This window comes from Pseudobacillus badius, from assembly GCF_002189605.1.
Lineage (GTDB): Bacteria > Bacillota > Bacilli > Bacillales > Domibacillaceae > Pseudobacillus > Pseudobacillus badius.
Genome location: NZ_MWMM01000002.1, coordinates 401286 through 418498, shown reverse-complemented (window position 1 = coordinate 418498; position 17213 = coordinate 401286). Strand labels below are relative to the sequence as shown.

Genomic DNA, 17213 nt, shown 5'->3' with positions numbered 1-17213 from the left:
TAAAGGAGGCATATTGCAAATGAGCAAAATCATCGGTATTGACTTAGGAACAACTAACTCCTGTGTAGCGGTTCTTGAAGGCGGAGAACCAAAAGTTATTCCAAATCCGGAAGGCAACCGGACAACGCCATCTGTTGTCGCTTTCAAAAATGGCGAACGCCAAGTAGGGGAAGTGGCTAAACGCCAGGCGATTACTAACCCTAATACAATTATTTCCGTTAAACGCCATATGGGAACCAACCATAAGGTAGAGGCAGAGGGAAAAGAATACTCTCCTCAAGAAATTTCAGCAATGATTTTGCAATACTTAAAGTCTTATGCTGAAGATTATTTAGGCGAAAAGGTAGAAAAAGCAGTCATTACTGTGCCAGCTTATTTTAACGATGCAGAACGCCAGGCAACTAAAGATGCCGGAAAAATCGCCGGCCTTGAGGTCGAGCGTATTATCAACGAGCCGACAGCAGCGGCGCTTGCTTATGGAATGGATAAAATGGACGAAGACCAGACTGTACTTGTGTACGACTTGGGCGGCGGTACGTTCGATGTTTCTATTCTTGAGCTGGGCGACGGCGTATTCGAAGTTCGCTCCACAGCCGGTGATAACCGCCTTGGAGGAGATGACTTTGACCAAGTGATCATTGATTACTTAGTACAAGAGTTCAAAAAAGAAAATGGCATTGATTTGTCAAAAGATAAAATGGCTATGCAGCGCTTGAAAGATGCAGCAGAGAAAGCGAAGAAAGACTTATCTGGTGTTACTTCCACTCAAATCTCTTTACCGTTTATCACAGCTGGTGAAGCAGGACCGCTTCATTTGGAATTAACGTTAACGCGCGCGAAATTTGATGAATTGTCCGCTGACTTAGTTGAGCGTACAATGGGACCTGTGCGCCAGGCGCTTTCTGATGCGGGCATTTCAGCGTCTGAACTGGACCGCGTCATTTTGGTTGGCGGATCCACACGTATTCCGGCTGTTCAAGAAGCGATTAAGAAAGCAACAGGAAAAGAGCCTCATAAAGGCGTAAACCCAGACGAAGTAGTAGCTATGGGTGCAGCGGTTCAAGGCGGCGTGTTAACTGGTGATGTGAAAGATGTCGTTCTTCTAGATGTTACACCGCTTTCACTTGGAATTGAAACAATGGGCGGCGTATTTACAAAGTTAATTGATCGTAATACAACGATTCCAACATCTAAGTCCCAAGTGTTCTCGACAGCTGCCGATAACCAAACAGCCGTTGATATTCACGTTCTTCAAGGGGAGCGCTCAATGGCTTCTGCCAACAAAACGCTTGGCCGCTTCCAGCTGACAGATATTCCGCCGGCACCGCGCGGCATTCCGCAAATTGAAGTATCATTTGATATCGATAAAAACGGAATTGTAAACGTGAGCGCGAAAGATCTTGGCACGGGCAAAGAGCAAAACATCACGATCAAATCTTCTTCCGGCTTATCCGATGAAGAAATCGATCGCATGGTGAAAGAAGCTGAAGAGAATGCAGAAGCAGACAAGAAGCTGAAAGAAGAAGTGGAATTGAAAAATGAAGCGGATCAGCTTGTGTTTACTGCAGAAAAAACATTAAAAGAGCTTGAAGGCAAAGTCGATGCTGATGAAGTGAAAAAAGCAGAAGAAGCCAAAGAAGAATTAAAGGCGGCTCTTGAGAAAAATGAAGTGGAAGATATCCGCGCGAAGAAAGATGCGCTATCTGAAATTGTACAAAACTTATCAGTAAAATTATATGAAGAAGCAGCGAAACAAGCACAGCAAGGTCAAGAAGGAGAAGCGCAAGCATCCGGAAAAAAAGGCGATGATGTGGTTGACGCTGAGTTTGAAGAAGTAGACGATCAGAAATAATTTCGCGTACGTCTGCCTTTCAGACATTGAAAAGTCAAAGTCAGGGGTTTCTTGGCTTTGGCTTTTTTCAATGAATAATGTTCACTATTGCTAAGCAATTATGTTAAAATAGCCTTTATGTGAAATGAGTCGGGGAGTGGGCAATGATATGAGTAAACGAGATTATTATGAAGTGCTCGGCGTTGAAAAAGACGCCTCAAAAGAGGAAATAAAAAAAGCATACCGGAAGCTTTCTAAAAAATATCATCCTGATATTAATAAAGAAGCTGGTGCAGATGAGAAGTTTAAGGAAATAAAGGAAGCATATGAAGTATTAAGCGATGATCAAAAGAAAGCGCAATATGACCGATTTGGCCATACCGATCCGAATCAAGGATTTGGCGGACAGGACTTTGGCGGATTCGGCGGGTTTGAAGACATTTTCAGTACGTTTTTCGGCGGCGGCCGCAGAAGAGATCCGAATGCTCCGCGGCAGGGAGCTGACTTGCAATATACAATGACCATCAGCTTCGAAGACGCTGTATTCGGCAAAGAAACGGATATTCAAATTCCTAAAGAAGAAACGTGCGACACATGTCAGGGAACAGGCGCTAAGCCGGGAACGACTCCGGAAACGTGCAGCCACTGCCACGGCACCGGCGAGTTAAATGTTGAACAAAACACGCCGTTTGGCCGCATCGTTAACCGGCGGTCATGTCCTTATTGCCACGGCACCGGCAGTCTAATTAAAGACAAATGCACGACTTGCGGCGGGGATGGAGCAGTCACGAAAAACAAAAAAATTCATGTGAAAATCCCAGCAGGCATTGATGACGGCCAGCAGCTGCGCGTAGCAGGACAGGGTGAAGCTGGAATCAATGGCGGACCGGCAGGCGACTTATTCATTGTTTTCCGCGTGCTTCCTCACGAGCTGTTCGAGCGGGAAGGTGACGACATTTATTGTGAAATTCCAATCACCTTTGTTCAATCAGCGCTCGGAGACGAAATTGAAGTGCCAACCATTCACGGTAAAGTCAAGCTGAAGGTGCCGGCTGGAACGCAAACGGATACAAAATTCCGCCTGCGCGGAAAGGGTGTGCCTAATGTGCGCGGCTACGGTACAGGCGATCAGCATATTCGAGTGAAAGTCATTACTCCAACGAAGTTAACGGAGAAACAAAAGCATTTGCTGCGGGAGTTTGCTGAAGTAAGCGGCGAAGTGCTGGATGAGCAGGAAAACAGCTTTTTTGATAAAGTGAAACGTGCGTTAAAGCGCGACTAAATGAGAATGGAGCTGGCAAGGCGTGAAGTGGTCTGAGATTAGTATTCAAACAACGAATGAAGCCGTGGAACCAATTTCAAACATTTTGCATGAGGCAGGTGCAAGCGGAGTTGTCATTGAGGATCCAGTGGAACTGATCAGAGAAAGGGAAGATCAGTTCGGTGAAATTTATGAGCTTAATCCTCAAGATTATCCGGAAGAAGGCATTGTAATTGTGAAAGCTTATTTGCCTGTTAACAGCTTTCTCGCTGAGACAGCGGAAGGGATCGAAGAATCGATCAAAAACCTGTCCAGTTACGGGATTGACATTGGCCGCAATGAAGTGAAAATCACGGAAGTACATGAAGAAGATTGGGCAACAGCTTGGAAGCAATACTATCATCCGGTTAAAATCTCTGAAAAATTCACTATTGTGCCAACCTGGGAGCAATATGAACCTGTCAGTACGGATGAACTCATTATTGAGCTCGACCCGGGAATGGCCTTTGGCACAGGAACGCACCCAACAACGGTGATGTGCCTGCAAGCGCTGGAACGTTACGTCCATCCGGGAGATTATGTGGTTGATGTCGGCACGGGCTCTGGGGTTCTTAGCATTGGGGCGGCGATGCTTGGAGCTGAAAGAGTAACAGCTCTTGATTTAGATGAAGTCGCTGTTGAAGCCGCGAAAGAGAACATTCGCTTAAACAAGGTCGAAGAAAAAGTAACGGTATTGCACAATAACCTGCTTGACGGCATTACTGAACAGGCCGATGTTGTGGTCGCCAACATACTTGCTGAGGTCATCCTTTCGTTTACAGGGGATGTGGCTAAAAAGGTGAAAACTGGCGGATACTTTATTTCATCAGGAATCATCGGGCAAAAGAAAGAACAAGTGAAAGAAGCCGTGCAGGCAGTCGGATTTGAGGTAGAAGAAACGGTTCTTATGGAAGACTGGGTGGCCATTATCGCCAGAAAGAAATAAGGAACCGAACAATGAGTCAATGGATTTTCAACAGAACGATATTTTGGCAGACGGGGTGACAGCTGTGCAGCGATATTTTTTAAATGACAAGCCGGACAATGATGACAGAGTAACAATTACGGGAGAAGACTTCTATCATTTGGCGCGTGTGATGCGTGCGAAAGAAGGAGACAGGATTGCTGTCGTTTTTCCTGATGGAAGATCAGCAGAAGCAGAGATTAAAGAAGTTTCTGCCGACTGTGCCCTCGCCTTTATTGTGGAATGGCTGCATGATGAAAAAGAGCTGCCGGTAGCTGTCACGATTGCGAGCGGCTTGCCGAAAGGGGATAAACTCGAACTCGTTATTCAAAAGGGAACCGAGCTTGGCGCAAGCAAGTTTGTCCCTTTTCATGCGGATCGCTCCATCGTTAAATGGGATGAGAAAAAAGCTGCGAAAAAGACGGAACGCTGGGCAAAGATTGCCAAAGAAGCGGCGGAACAATCGCAGCGGAACCGCGTGCCGGAAGTGAATGTTCCGGTGAATTTTCAAGAATTAATTCGAATTGGAGAACAGTATCCATTTAAATTATATGCGTTTGAAGAAGAAAGCAAAAAGGGGGAGAAGACGGCGTTTCATCACTTGCTGAGTGAGATGAAGCCGGGCGACGAACTGCTGATTGTTTTTGGGCCGGAAGGCGGAATTTCAGAGAAGGAAGCAGAAAAGCTAAAGAGCAGCGGATTTGTTCCATGCGGGCTTGGGCCGCGGATTCTACGGACGGAAACGGCGCCTCTTTATGCTTTGTCTGCAATCTCCTACCATTTTGAACTAATGAGGTGACGATTATGCCTACAGTGGCATTCCAAACACTTGGATGTAAAGTAAATCATTATGAAACGGAAGCCATCTGGCAGCTGTTTAAAGGCCAGGGTTATGACCGTGTAGAATTCGAATCGACTGCAGACGTGTATGTTATTAATACATGTACAGTAACAAATACGGGGGACAAAAAAAGCCGCCAGGTGATCCGGCGCGCCGTACGTAAAAACCCTGATGCGGTAATCTGTGTAACCGGCTGTTATGCGCAAACATCTCCGGCGGAAATTATGGCGATTCCCGGAGTAGATGTTGTGGTTGGTACACAAGACCGCACAAAAATGCTGGAATACATCGAACAGTATAAAAGAGAACGCCAGCCTATCAATGGTGTCGGCAATATTATGAAAAACCGTGTATATGAAGAGCTGGACGTTCCGGCTTTTACAGACCGTACACGTGCTTCCCTGAAAATTCAGGAGGGCTGCAATAACTTTTGCACGTTCTGCATTATTCCGTGGGCGCGTGGTTTGATGCGCTCCCGCGACCCTGAAGAAGTAATTCGCCAGGCTCAGCAGCTAGTGGACGCCGGCTATAAAGAAATCGTTCTGACGGGTATTCATACCGGCGGATACGGATCGGATATGAAGGACTATAATTTAGCGATGCTGCTTACAGATCTGGAACAAAAAGTTAAAGGCCTTAAGCGCATCCGAATTTCTTCTATCGAAGCGAGCCAATTGACGGATGAAGTAATTGAAGTGATTGACCGTTCCAATATCGTGGTCAGACATCTGCATGTACCGCTTCAATCCGGCTCCAACACAGTGTTAAAGAGAATGCGGCGCAAATATACGATGGAGTTTTTCGCTGACCGTTTAAACCGTCTGAAGGAAGCTCTTCCGGGTCTGGCGGTTACTTCAGACGTCATTGTCGGCTTCCCTGGCGAGACAGAAGAAGAATTCATGGAAACGTATCATTTTATTAAAGAACATAAATTTTCTGAGCTTCATGTGTTCCCATATTCCAAACGGACAGGCACGCCGGCAGCGCGTATGGATGATCAAATTGATGAAGAAGTGAAAAACGAGCGGGTTCACCGTTTAATCGCTCTCTCCGACCAGCTGGCTAAAGAATATGCTTCTCGTTTTGAAGGAGAAGTACTGGAGGTCATCCCTGAAGAGCCGTTTAAAGAAGGCTCTGAAGAAGGCTTGTATACTGGGTATACCGATAACTATTTAAAGGTAGTCTTCCCGGCTACCGAAGAAATGGTTGGCCAGCTTGTGAAAGTAAAAATTACAAAAGCCGGTTATCCGTTCAATGAAGGACAATTCGTTCGGGTAATGGATGAAGAGTTAAACCCGACAGTTTAATAACAGAACAAAGCCTTTCATGCAAAAGCGTATGAAGGGCTCAGACCGCGGACCAACTCAATGAAATTGAGGTTGGTCCGCGGTCTTTTTATTTTTTTGCAGATAGGTTCTGTTGCTTCTCCATTTCAGGCGCTTCGCTTTCCGCGGGGCGGGCGGCGAGCCTCCTCGGCGTCCAAGCGCCTGCGGGGTCTCGCCTGTCCCGCTGCTCCCGCCGGAGTCTGCGCGCCTTCCATTCCAATCAACAAAGTGCAAAAGAAGAGGCCAGCCGTCTTGCGATATTTGTTTGAAATGGAAGAACCTTGCCGTCATCGAGCGGCTGAGTGAAAATGAGCGGTCTTTTTATTTTTTGCGGATGGGTTCTGTTACTTTCCATTCCAGGCGCTTCGCTTTCCGCGGGGCGGGCGGCGAGCCTCCTCGGGCGTCCAAGCGCCTGCGGGGTCTCGCCTGTCCCGCCGCTCCCGCCGGAGTCTGTGCGCCTTCCATTCCAATCAACAGGTGTATAAAGTTAGGGTAGACCTACAAAACGCTTGAGATGAGGAAGAGGTTTTCGAAACGTCATCCTATCCGATGGAGGCATTTCCTTCATTGGATAGGATGGAAGAGATGGAACCAGGAGTGAGCCGTCTAAGCATTTTACTCACTCTTAACCTCTTTTGCGGGCAAATTGGGGCCTTTCATGCAAAAGTGCATGAAAGGCTTTTAAATTCGCGGAAAAAGGGTATGGTAAGAGAAAATAAAGGTGAAAGTTTCTAAAGTAACTCGCCATTTTACTGATTCGATGGTACGATAGGAAAAGAGGTACGTACAACTTGTTGAAAAGGAGATAAGTCACTTGATAACAGATCAATTTGGAGATGTAGCAAAAATCATTGACCATACGTTATTAAAACCGGAAACGACAAAGGATCAGGTTAAGAAGCTTTGCGAGGAAGCAAGAGCCTATGAATTTGCTTCCGTCTGCATTAATCCTGTCTGGGTTGCTTATGCGAGTGAGCAGCTGCAAGGCACAAAAGTAAAAGTATGCACGGTAATCGGTTTTCCGCTCGGAGCGACGACCTCCACAGTGAAAGCTTTTGAAACAAAAGAAGCGATTGAAAACGGCGCAACAGAAGTGGACATGGTGATCAATATCGGCGCTTTAAAAGCCGGCGATGATGAAACGGTGTTAAAAGACATTCAAGCAGTAACCGCCTCTGCGCGCGGAAAGGCGCTGACAAAAGTCATCATTGAAACGAGTCTGTTAACGGATGAAGAGAAGGAGCGGGCTTGCCGATTGGCGGTTGAAGCCGGCGCTGATTATGTAAAAACATCTACTGGGTTTTCTACAGGAGGAGCGACAGAAGAAGATATTCGCTTCATGAGAAAAACAGTCGGCCCGGATATCGGGGTGAAAGCTTCCGGAGGTGTTCGCAGCCAAGAGGACGCCTTGAACATGATCAAGGCTGGAGCGACAAGAATTGGAGCCAGCTCAGGCGTGCAAATCGTTCAAGGGCTGAAAGGCACGTCAGATTATTAAAAGTCCGCATAAACATATTGGTGGTTAAAAAGGAATTTCTTGACCGTCATACCGGCTTGTATTATAATTATTTGGTACATGGAATTTCCGTTACGGAACATGTAATCGTAAGTGTTCGGAGGGAGGGAAAGAGATATGTCAAAAACAGTTGTTCGTAAAAACGAATCGCTTGAAGACGCTCTACGTCGGTTCAAACGTGCTGTTTCCAAAACTGGAACTTTACAAGAAGCAAGAAAACGCGAATTTTATGAAAAACCAAGCGTAAAGCGTAAAAAGAAATCAGAAGCGGCTAGAAAACGTAAGTTCTAAAGAGAGAGAGGGTATTACTTTGAGTCTTCTCGAGCGTTTAAATGATGATATCAAGCAAGCGATGAAAAACAAAGACAAAGAAAAATTGACTGTAATCCGCATGCTGAAAGCTTCTTTGCAAAACGAAGCCATTAAAGCAGGCAGCCAAGGATTAACAGAAGATGAAGAGTTGGCGGTTCTTTCTCGTGAAGTGAAACAGCGCAAAGACTCCCTCCATGAATTTGAAAAGGCGGGGCGTGCTGACCTCGTTTCAAAAATTCAAACTGAACTGACTTACGTGAACTCATATATGCCAGAACAGCTTTCAGACGAAGAGATAGAGGCAATTGTTCAGGAAACGATTGCTCAAGTTAATGCTTCCTCTAAAGCAGACATCGGCAAAGTAATGGGCGCATTAATGCCGAAAATAAAAGGCCGGGCTGACGGCGGTCTCGTCAATAAGCTCGTGCAGCAAAAACTTTCGTAAAAAAGATGACAGGTTCTCCTGTCATCTTTTTTATTTGATCGTTTTTAACAAGCGCCGCTCTTTTTAGGATATTAGCGACCGCTTTGTTCATGAAAAATAAATTTTTGGCCCATGCTCAGCCATAATATAAAAAGGATAAACCGAGCTAGTTTTCATGAATGGCCCGCTCATTTTTACAATTGTTTAAACGGGGTGAGAGAGATGAAACATGCATTAGTCATAGGAGGAACCGGTATGCTGTCAGGTTTGTCTCTTTGGTTGGCAGAAAACAATTATTATGTTTCGGTTGTTGCCCGCGATCCGCACAAAATGGAGCGGATGATCAAGCGATCTGCGAATCCATCGAAACTTATGCCTATATTCGTTGATTACAGCCATGAGGATGAGTGGAGACGGGCGCTTTTGCCGCCTATAAGACAGAAGCGCCCGTTTGATTTAGGATCCATTCATATGCCAATAGTGCCCTTTATACGGTTGCTGAAATAGTGTCAAAGAATAATAACAGATGGCAGCTTTATCATCTTCTTGGAAGCAACCGTGACGCAGATGCGGTTAAAGCTAGTTTGGGTATTCCGGATAACTGTGACTACCATCAAGTCCAGCTCGGCTTTGTGATCGAAAACAATCGTTCCCGATGGTTAACCAATGACGAAATTTCAGCAGGAACCATTGCAGCTATAAGAAACAGGAACGATAATTACACGCTGATCGGAGAATCTGGCCCTTGGCATAGATGGCCGGGAAACGTTTAAACAATCATGCCGCTCCATATGAACCGGTGGTATGATCATGTGTTTTGTCTGATGCTTATCAAGAAAGCGCCATCCTCTTTTAGGTGACATTCCAGGCATGAAACCAAAAGCTGCTCTCTGCTGTAAAGAGCCTTTTTATTCAAAAGCCATTCAGACATTTCTGGTTTTTTGTTATATTTTTGAAACTTTTTCTTTACAATAACCGTATAGAAGGAAAAGGATGCTGAGGGGTGGTGAGTTTGATAAGAAGGTGGTTTGCTTTAATATTTGGTATGCTGCTCCTGTTGATGGGACTGGGCTTCCCGGTTTTCTCGCAGGCTGAGGAGCAGCCGGTGTATGTAGTGCCTGTGCATCATGAGGTGGAAAAAGGGCTTTATGCTTTTATGGAGCGTTCATTTGAAGAGGCGGCGGAAAACGGAGCACAACTGATTGTCCTCGATATTCATACACCAGGCGGCGCAGTAGATGCAGCCGGAGAAATTGGCAAGCTGTTAGATGAAACAGATATACGGACCGTCGCTTTCATTAACGATCGCGCGCTATCGGCAGGAGCCTTTATTTCTCTTCATACCGATGCGATTTATATGGTGCCGAACGGACAGATTGGGGCAGCGGCCATCATTGACCAGCAGGGAAATATGGCGGACAAAAAAGCCCAAAGCTATTGGCGCTCAGCGATGAAAAGCGCAGCCCAGACAAACGGCCTGGATCCAAAATACGCAATAGCGATGGCTGATCCGGAGGTTAACTTGCCGGAATATGGGGCTGGGAAAGGCGAATTGTTGACCTTTTCAGCAAAAGAAGCATTGGAAACCGGTTATTCAAAGGCGACTGTCCGTGAATTAAAACAAGTTTTACAGCATGAAAAAGCAGGAGAGGCGCAGGTTATAGAGGTAGAAGAGAGCTGGGCGGAAAAAGTCGCCCGATTTGTGACTAATCCGATTGTGGTCCCGATTTTGCTGTCACTGGCCAGTCTCGGGCTCGTTCTGGAATTGTATTCGCCAGGATTTGGCTTGCCGGGTTCTGTTGGTCTCGCTTCCTTGCTGCTGTTTTTCTACGGTCATTTAGTTGCCGGTCTTGCAGGATACGAATCTGTGCTGTTATTTATCATCGGTGCAGTGTTAGTTGTTGCTGAGCTGTTTCTTCCAGGCGGAATTGCCGGCATATTAGGCTTTTCTGGTTTAGCCGGGAGTATTTTGCTGGCTGGAGATAATGTAAAATGGATGGGCGTTTCTTTGGTCATAGCAATGGCCATTTCTATCACAGCAATGATTCTAATGGTGAAGGTGTTTGGTAAAAAGATGAAATTTTTTAAAAAGATGATTTTAAACGATGCTACGAACACAGAAAGCGGCTATGTATCCAACGTCAATCGCTCTGAACTTCTTGGCAAAACAGGCATCACCAAAACCCCATTTCGTCCCTCTGGCACAATGATGATGGAGAAAGAGCGAATTGATGCGGTAAGTGAAGGCGGTTTCATTGCGCCAGGAAAAGAAGTGGTTGTGGTCAAAGTGGAAGGGGCGCGAATTGTCGTGCGGGAAATTGATTAAGGAGGGAAAAGGTCATGGATCTTGGATTTGGATTTATTATTGCAGCGGTTGTTATCGGTATTATTGTTTTATCGGTGTTCTTTACGTTTGTTCCTGTTATGCTATGGATTTCTGCCTTGGCAGCAGGAGTAAAAATCAGTATTTTCACGTTAATTGGAATGAGACTCCGCCGGGTCATCCCGAGCCGTGTCGTTAATCCGCTGATTAAAGCATCGAAAGCAGGGTTAGATGTTACAACGAACCAGCTTGAAAGCCACTACTTAGCAGGCGGAAATGTTGACCGTGTGGTTAATGCGCTAATTGCTGCCCAGCGTGCCAACATTGAATTGTCCTTTGAGCGTTGCGCGGCCATTGATCTTGCGGGCCGTGATGTGTTGCAAGCTGTGCAAATGAGCGTTAACCCCAAAGTGATTGAAACGCCATTTATTGCCGGTGTGGCAATGGACGGGATTGAAGTGAAGGCAAAAGCCCGTATTACCGTGCGCGCCAATATCGAGCGTCTCGTCGGGGGAGCGGGAGAGGAAACCATCGTTGCCCGTGTCGGTGAAGGGATTGTTAGTACCATCGGTTCAAGTGATAACCATAAAAAAGTACTTGAAAATCCGGATATGATTTCGCAGACGGTTTTAAGTAAAGGGCTTGATGCCGGTACAGCCTTTGAAATTTTGTCCATCGATATTGCGGATGTAGATATCGGCAAAAATATCGGAGCCGAACTGCAAAGAGAGCAAGCGGAAGCGGACAAAAATATTGCCCAGGCCAAGGCAGAAGAGCGCCGGGCCATGGCGGTAGCCAATGAGCAGGAAATGAAAGCGCGCGTACAAGAGATGCGGGCAAAGGTCGTCGAAGCAGAAGCAGATGTGCCGCTCGCCATGGCAGAAGCCTTGCGCACAGGAAATATTGGTGTGATGGATTATATGAACTATAAAAATATCGATGCCGATACTGGCATGCGCGGATCAATCGGCAAGATGGCCGGCGGCAAGGACGGCAATAAAGGCCAAGACAGCTAATGCACTTGTTTTTTAAAGGAGGGGCGCCATGGAATCCATTATTATAGCCATTATTATTGGTGTCATTTCGGTGATTACCGGCCGTCTCAAAGGAGAGAACGAGAAAGCGAAAAAGCAGAACACACAGCAGAAAAAAATGCCGTCACCGTCTGGGGCCAACGTGTTTGCTCAAGCAGAGCAGAAAAAGGAGGCACTTCAGACAGCCCGGCGGCAAACACCTAAACAGACAAATGAAGAAGCGAGAAAAGAAGCAGTCCGAAATGAAAGCACCTCCGGCCGTTTAAGACGTTTTCAGGAAGAAGATAAAAAAGAGCAGAAAAAAGACTCTGTTCCTAATTTAGAAGTAGGTGCTGACGATTTAACAAAGGGAATTATCCTCGCAGAGATTCTTGCTCCTCCTAAAGCATTAAGACGGAAATAAACTGACATGTTCCCTCCTCCCCTTTCATACATTTGAAAGGAGAGGGGGGTTCTTTTTATGGCAAAAAAGTGGGGAGAGCAAATGAGAAGCTGGCTGACAAAATCGCTGAACCTGCCCGAAGATGTCATGATGGACCTTCCCCGGATCACGATGATTGGCCAGCTTCATATCTATATTGAAAATCATAGAGGATTGCTTGCTTTCTCAGATAAAGAGGTGCGGTTAATGCTTACGAAGGGCCAGCTGCTCATTAAAGGCCAGTCATTTACAATTAAGACTATTTTGCCGGAAGAAATATTAATCGAAGGAAAAATTGAGAAGTTCGTTTATTTGGATGGGTAAGGGGGAAAAAGCTTGAACAATCAGTGGCTTGCTTTTTTTCAAGGGATTATTTTTGTGAAGGTGCAGGGACAAGGAGCGGAACGTTTGATTAACCGTTTGCTTCGTTCCGGCATTCCCATTTGGAATGTAAGCAAACAAGGCGAACAGGCCATTTTATTTTCCTGTTCCCTTCAGCATATCCACAAGGTAAGACGGGCGGCACGTACATTTGAAGGGGATCTGCACTTCTACAGGGGAGAAGGCTTCCCTTTTTTGCTGAAAAGACTGTGGAGAAGTTCCGGATTTTTAGTTGGAGCGGCTGCTTTTCTGGTGGTCGTCCTGCTGCTATCAAACATTGTCTGGCGAATAGATATCGGTGGAGCAAGCCCGAAAATGGAGCACCAAATCCGCAAAGAGCTTGCTGGTATGGGCATTGAGAAAGGGAAGTTTATCTTTAGCGCAGACGATCCCGAAACCGTTCAGCATAAGCTTTTGAACCGTATTGAGGGATTGACGTGGGTTGGAGTAGAAGTGAGAGGCAGCACCTTTCACTTTCGCGTGGTGGAAAAAACTGCTCCAAAGGAAAAGAAAGTGAAAGGTCCAAGGCATCTTGTAGCGGCAAAAGAGGCAGTGATCGCCAAGCTGTTTGTAAAAAAGGGACAGGCTGCCGTCAAAAGAGACCAATTTGTTCATAAAGGCCAGCTGCTTGTATCCGGCTTTATCGGCACAGAAGACAGGTTAAAGGAAGTGGCTGCTGACGGTGAAGTATGGGCAGAGACTTGGTATAAGGCGAAGGTGGAAATGCCCGTCTCTACAGAATTCCAAGTGTTGACCGGCCGTCAGATGAAAAAACATCGGCTTGAAGCAGGATCATTTAAACTGCCGGTATGGGGATTTAAAAATCATTCTTTTGCGGATTATAAGAAGGACGAGCAACTGCATTCTATTTCGTTTCTCGGGATGAAACTGCCGGTCAGCTATGCGGAAACAACTTATTATGAAAGCAAGCAGACAAGCCGGTCGTATACCGAAAAAGAAGCTGAACTTCGGGCATTAGACATTGCCAGAGGGGATCTTGAAGCAAAGCTCCCCGAGAAAGCAGAGATACGCGGTGAAAAAATTTTGCAGAGACAGTTCACGAATGGTAAAGTAAAATTATCTATACACTTCCAAGTACTAGAAAATATAGCCGTAGAGAAACCAATCACTCAAGGAGACAAAAAGAATGCCAGAAGAAAAAAACATAATGAATATCCAGCTCGAAAATCCGAATGAAGCAGCTGCGCTCTTCGGTGTGTCGGATAAGAATCTGACCATTTTAGAAGAAGAGTTTGATGTGTCTCTCATTACAAGAGGAGAAACGCTTCATATAGCTGGTGCAGAAACGAATACAGCGCTAGTGAGAGAAATTGTGTACCGCTTGCTCCTTATTATCCGCAAAGGCATTAATATTGGAGAGCGTGACGTTATGAACGCTGTTCAAATGGCGAAAAATGGAACGATTGAATATTTAGATGAACTGTATGATCAGGAAATTACAAAGAATGCGAAAGGCAAGTCGATCCGTATTAAAACGCTTGGACAGCAGGAATATGTAACAGCCATCCGCAAGCATGATCTTGTATTCGGCATCGGCCCGGCAGGTACAGGAAAAACCTATTTAGCTGTCGTCATGGCTGTTCATGCATTAAAAACGGGACAAGTAAAGCGGATCGTGCTGACGAGGCCGGCTGTAGAAGCAGGTGAAAGCTTGGGATTCCTGCCTGGAGATTTAAAGGAAAAAGTTGACCCGTATTTGCGTCCTTTGTACGATGCCCTGCATGATGTGCTTGGTACAGAGCAAACGCAGCGGCTCATTGAACGGGGAACGATTGAAGTGGCGCCGCTTGCTTATATGCGCGGCCGGACGCTTGATGACGCCTTCGTTATTTTAGATGAAGCGCAAAATACAACGAAAGCCCAAATGAAGATGTTTTTAACGCGGCTTGGCTTTGGATCAAAAATGGTGATAACGGGTGACCGAACGCAAATTGATTTGCCGAAAGGGGCACAATCCGGACTCGTCTCAGCAGAGCAAATTTTAAAACGGGTTCCGTCTCTCTCTTTTATTTATTTAGAGCAAAGCGATGTTGTTCGTCATCCGCTCGTGGCCCGGATTATTCAAGCCTATGAAGAACTTGATAGTTAACAGGCAGTCTGCGGACTGCCTGTTTTTCTTTTCTTTGAGCGGTACATGATTTTTTTGGGGAAACCTGTTATGATTTTACGTACAAGAGAAATAAATACTATACGGAAATAAAAATTAATTGCTTGAATAGTAACAGGAAAGACAGGAAGAAAGTGAAGAACGGAGGAAAGCAATGGGCTTAGTGATAGATATGGTGGATGAAACAGAAGAGTTGGCAGCGGAAGCCTTTCAACTGGTGGAGGCATTGCTAGAGATGACCGCTCAAAAGGAAGGCGTGGCTGAAGGAAGCGAGGTCTCGGTAACATTTACTGATAATGCCCGAATTCAGGAAATCAACCGCGAGTATCGCGAGAAAGATGCACCGACTGATGTTATTTCTTTTGCTTTGGAAGAAATGGGAGAGGGGGAAATAACAATTAGCGGGGCGGAAGGACTGCCGCGCATGCTGGGGGACATTGTCATTTCTGTGCCGCGAGCGAAGGAACAGGCTGTTGATTATGGACACAGCTTTGAACGGGAGCTGGGTTTTCTGGCCGTTCACGGGCTGCTTCATTTGCTCGGTTATGATCATATGACAGAGGAAGAGGAAAAAGTCATGTTTCAAAAGCAAAGGGACATCTTAAATGAATATGGATTGGAACGGTAAAAAAGCGATCGGCTTGCAGCGGTTCTTCTTTTCCTTCCGCTATGCGCTCAACGGCCTGCGAATTGTTTGGCAAGAGCCTAATTTCCGATTTCATTTGGCCGCGGCAGCCGCAGTGGTCGCGGCGGGCGTATTTTTCTCATTATCGCGAACCGAGTGGCTGTTTATTTTAATAATGATCTTTGGAGTGATGACGCTTGAAGCAGTCAATACTGCTATCGAAAAAGCCGTCGACTTAGTAACAGAAGATCGCCATCCGCTGGCTAAAGCGGCCAAAGATGTAGCGGCAGGAGCGGTTTTATTGTTTTCCCTTCTTGCCTCTTTGGTCGGAACAATCATTTTTTTGCCGAAAGTCTTTGGTTTATTTTAGATAATTTAGATTTTTCAGAAAAAGAAAACATAAATAGATTACAACAAAGCTGTTTTATATTAAAATAGAAAGCAGAGGAGCAGGAATCATTGAAAAAAGAACAATTAGTTAAGGAAGCGATCATCGCAAGAGAACGTGCATACGTGCCTTATTCAAAATTTAAAGTAGGTGCTGCACTTCTGACAAAGGATGGAAAGGTCTTTCACGGATGCAATATAGAAAATGCTGCCTACAGCATGTGTAATTGCGCGGAAAGAACCGCTTTATTTAAGGCCTGGTCCGAGGGCGAAAAAGAATTCGCTGCGCTGGCGGTAGCTGCCGATACCAAGCGGCCGGTACCTCCATGCGGTGCCTGCCGTCAGGTGATTTCTGAGCTTTGTCCGCCTGAAATGAAGGTCATCTTAACGAACCTGCAGGGAGATGTACAAGAAACAACTGTTGAACAACTATTGCCAGGAGCATTTTCACCGGAGGATTTACATGAATAGACAAGAGACAAATTCAACTTATAAATCAGGTTTTATCTCCATTATTGGACGCCCGAATGTAGGGAAGTCGACCTTCCTGAATAGGGTGATCGGCCAAAAGATTGCCATTATGAGTGATAAGCCGCAAACGACAAGAAACAAAGTGCAAGGAGTTTATACGAAAGAAGACGCCCAAATGATCTTTATTGATACCCCGGGCATTCATAAACCAAAGCACAAGCTTGGCGACTTTATGATGAAGGTTGCCGTTAATACGCTAAAGGAAGTGGATCTGGTTCTTTTTATGGTGAATGCCGAAGAAGGATACGGCCGCGGGGATGAGTTTATTATTGAAAAACTGAAGGGCATCCAAACGCCGGTTTTTCTTGTGATCAACAAAATTGACCGCATCCATCCAGATCAGTTGATGGAATTAATCGACCGATATAAAGATTTATATTCATTTGCAGAGATTATTCCTATTTCTGCTCTTGAAGGAAACAACGTAGAGCGCCTGCTTGGACAAATTGAAGAAAATTTGCCTGCCGGGCCGCAATATTATCCGGCTGATCAAGTGACAGACCATCCGGAGCGCTTTATTGTGTCCGAGCTGATCCGGGAAAAGGTTCTCCATTTGACAAGGGAGGAAGTGCCTCATTCCATTGCCGTGGTTATTGATAAAATGGAGCGGCGCAGTGACAAAGACATTATCAATGTTATGGCTACGATCGTTGTGGAGAGAGACTCCCAAAAAGGGATTGTCATCGGCAAGCGCGGTGCTTTGCTCAAGGAGATCGGCCAGCGGGCCCGGCATGACATTGAACATTTGCTGGGTTCCCAAGTATTTCTCGAGCTGTGGGTGAAGGTGCAAAAAGATTGGCGCAACAAAGCATCCAACCTTCGTGACTTCGGGTTCCGTGAAGATGAATACTGATCAATCAATAATTAGAA

General features: G+C 45.7%; 20 protein-coding genes. All 20 read left to right on the top strand.

The window, feature by feature from the left end:
• Nucleotides 1-19: 19 nt before the first annotated feature.
• Nucleotides 20-1852, top strand: coding sequence for a molecular chaperone DnaK (gene dnaK, locus B1A98_RS05220; protein WP_041097332.1), 1833 nt, complete (start codon nucleotides 20-22; stop codon nucleotides 1850-1852).
• Between the two features lie 148 nt (nucleotides 1853-2000).
• Nucleotides 2001-3113, top strand: coding sequence for a molecular chaperone DnaJ (gene dnaJ / locus B1A98_RS05215; protein WP_063385530.1), 1113 nt, complete (start codon nucleotides 2001-2003; stop codon nucleotides 3111-3113).
• A 22-nt stretch (nucleotides 3114-3135) separates the two neighbouring features.
• Nucleotides 3136-4077, top strand: a complete 942-nt coding sequence (gene prmA / locus B1A98_RS05210) for a 50S ribosomal protein L11 methyltransferase (protein WP_041097328.1) — start codon at nucleotides 3136-3138, stop codon at nucleotides 4075-4077.
• A gap of 64 nt (nucleotides 4078-4141) precedes the next feature.
• Entirely contained in the window at nucleotides 4142-4894 is a 753-nt protein-coding gene (locus B1A98_RS05205; RefSeq protein ID WP_063385848.1) for a 16S rRNA (uracil(1498)-N(3))-methyltransferase, read from the top strand.
• A 5-nt stretch (nucleotides 4895-4899) separates the two neighbouring features.
• Nucleotides 4900-6243, top strand: coding sequence for a tRNA (N(6)-L-threonylcarbamoyladenosine(37)-C(2))-methylthiotransferase MtaB (gene mtaB, locus B1A98_RS05200; protein ID WP_041097326.1), 1344 nt, complete (start codon nucleotides 4900-4902; stop codon nucleotides 6241-6243).
• Between the two features lie 832 nt (nucleotides 6244-7075).
• Nucleotides 7076-7759, top strand: coding sequence for a deoxyribose-phosphate aldolase (deoC, locus tag B1A98_RS05190; protein WP_082821796.1), 684 nt, complete (start codon nucleotides 7076-7078; stop codon nucleotides 7757-7759).
• Between the two features lie 135 nt (nucleotides 7760-7894).
• Nucleotides 7895-8068 carry a 30S ribosomal protein S21 gene (rpsU, locus tag B1A98_RS05185; RefSeq protein WP_041097322.1) on the top strand — a complete coding sequence of 58 codons (174 nt, stop codon included), beginning with the start codon at nucleotides 7895-7897 and terminating at the stop codon, nucleotides 8066-8068.
• Nucleotides 8069-8087: 19 nt separating this feature from the next.
• Nucleotides 8088-8534, top strand: coding sequence for a GatB/YqeY domain-containing protein (locus tag B1A98_RS05180; protein WP_041097319.1), 447 nt, complete (start codon nucleotides 8088-8090; stop codon nucleotides 8532-8534).
• Nucleotides 8535-8735: 201 nt separating this feature from the next.
• A complete protein-coding gene (locus B1A98_RS05175; RefSeq protein WP_125474380.1) occupies nucleotides 8736-9020 on the top strand; it encodes a Rossmann-fold NAD(P)-binding domain-containing protein in 285 nt (94 codons plus the stop codon).
• Entirely contained in the window at nucleotides 9020-9286 is a 267-nt protein-coding gene (locus B1A98_RS05170) for a Rossmann-fold NAD(P)-binding domain-containing protein (protein ID WP_082821798.1), read from the top strand. The genes B1A98_RS05175 and B1A98_RS05170 overlap by 1 nt, the downstream gene beginning before the upstream one ends.
• Before the next feature lie 272 nt (nucleotides 9287-9558).
• A complete protein-coding gene (locus B1A98_RS05165; protein WP_063385532.1) occupies nucleotides 9559-10839 on the top strand; it encodes an NfeD family protein in 1281 nt (426 codons plus the stop codon).
• 14 nt (nucleotides 10840-10853) lie between these two features.
• The gene (gene floA / locus B1A98_RS05160) at nucleotides 10854-11852 is read left to right on the top strand and encodes a flotillin-like protein FloA (RefSeq protein ID WP_063385533.1); all 999 of its coding nucleotides are present in this window, start codon (nucleotides 10854-10856) and stop codon (nucleotides 11850-11852) included.
• 28 nt (nucleotides 11853-11880) lie between these two features.
• Nucleotides 11881-12273, top strand: coding sequence for a hypothetical protein (locus B1A98_RS05155; RefSeq protein WP_063385534.1), 393 nt, complete (start codon nucleotides 11881-11883; stop codon nucleotides 12271-12273).
• Nucleotides 12274-12330: 57 nt separating this feature from the next.
• Nucleotides 12331-12615, top strand: a complete 285-nt coding sequence (gene yqfC, locus B1A98_RS05150) for a sporulation protein YqfC (protein ID WP_041097310.1) — start codon at nucleotides 12331-12333, stop codon at nucleotides 12613-12615.
• Nucleotides 12616-12627: 12 nt separating this feature from the next.
• Complete coding sequence (gene yqfD, locus B1A98_RS05145) at nucleotides 12628-13869, top strand: sporulation protein YqfD (RefSeq protein WP_063385535.1); 1242 nt, start codon at nucleotides 12628-12630, stop codon at nucleotides 13867-13869.
• Nucleotides 13820-14782, top strand: a complete 963-nt coding sequence (locus B1A98_RS05140; protein WP_041097306.1) for a PhoH family protein — start codon at nucleotides 13820-13822, stop codon at nucleotides 14780-14782. The genes yqfD and B1A98_RS05140 overlap by 50 nt, the downstream gene beginning before the upstream one ends.
• A gap of 172 nt (nucleotides 14783-14954) precedes the next feature.
• Complete coding sequence (ybeY, locus tag B1A98_RS05135) at nucleotides 14955-15428, top strand: rRNA maturation RNase YbeY (protein WP_063385536.1); 474 nt, start codon at nucleotides 14955-14957, stop codon at nucleotides 15426-15428.
• Nucleotides 15406-15795 (top strand): diacylglycerol kinase family protein, encoded by a 390-nt coding sequence (locus tag B1A98_RS05130; RefSeq protein ID WP_276204924.1) that lies wholly within the window; start codon nucleotides 15406-15408, stop codon nucleotides 15793-15795. The genes ybeY and B1A98_RS05130 overlap by 23 nt, the downstream gene beginning before the upstream one ends.
• Nucleotides 15796-15884: 89 nt before the next feature.
• A complete protein-coding gene (locus B1A98_RS05125; protein ID WP_063385537.1) occupies nucleotides 15885-16283 on the top strand; it encodes a cytidine deaminase in 399 nt (132 codons plus the stop codon).
• A complete protein-coding gene (gene era, locus B1A98_RS05120; RefSeq protein WP_063385538.1) occupies nucleotides 16276-17196 on the top strand; it encodes a GTPase Era in 921 nt (306 codons plus the stop codon). The genes B1A98_RS05125 and era overlap by 8 nt, the downstream gene beginning before the upstream one ends.
• Nucleotides 17197-17213: the final 17 nt, after the last annotated feature.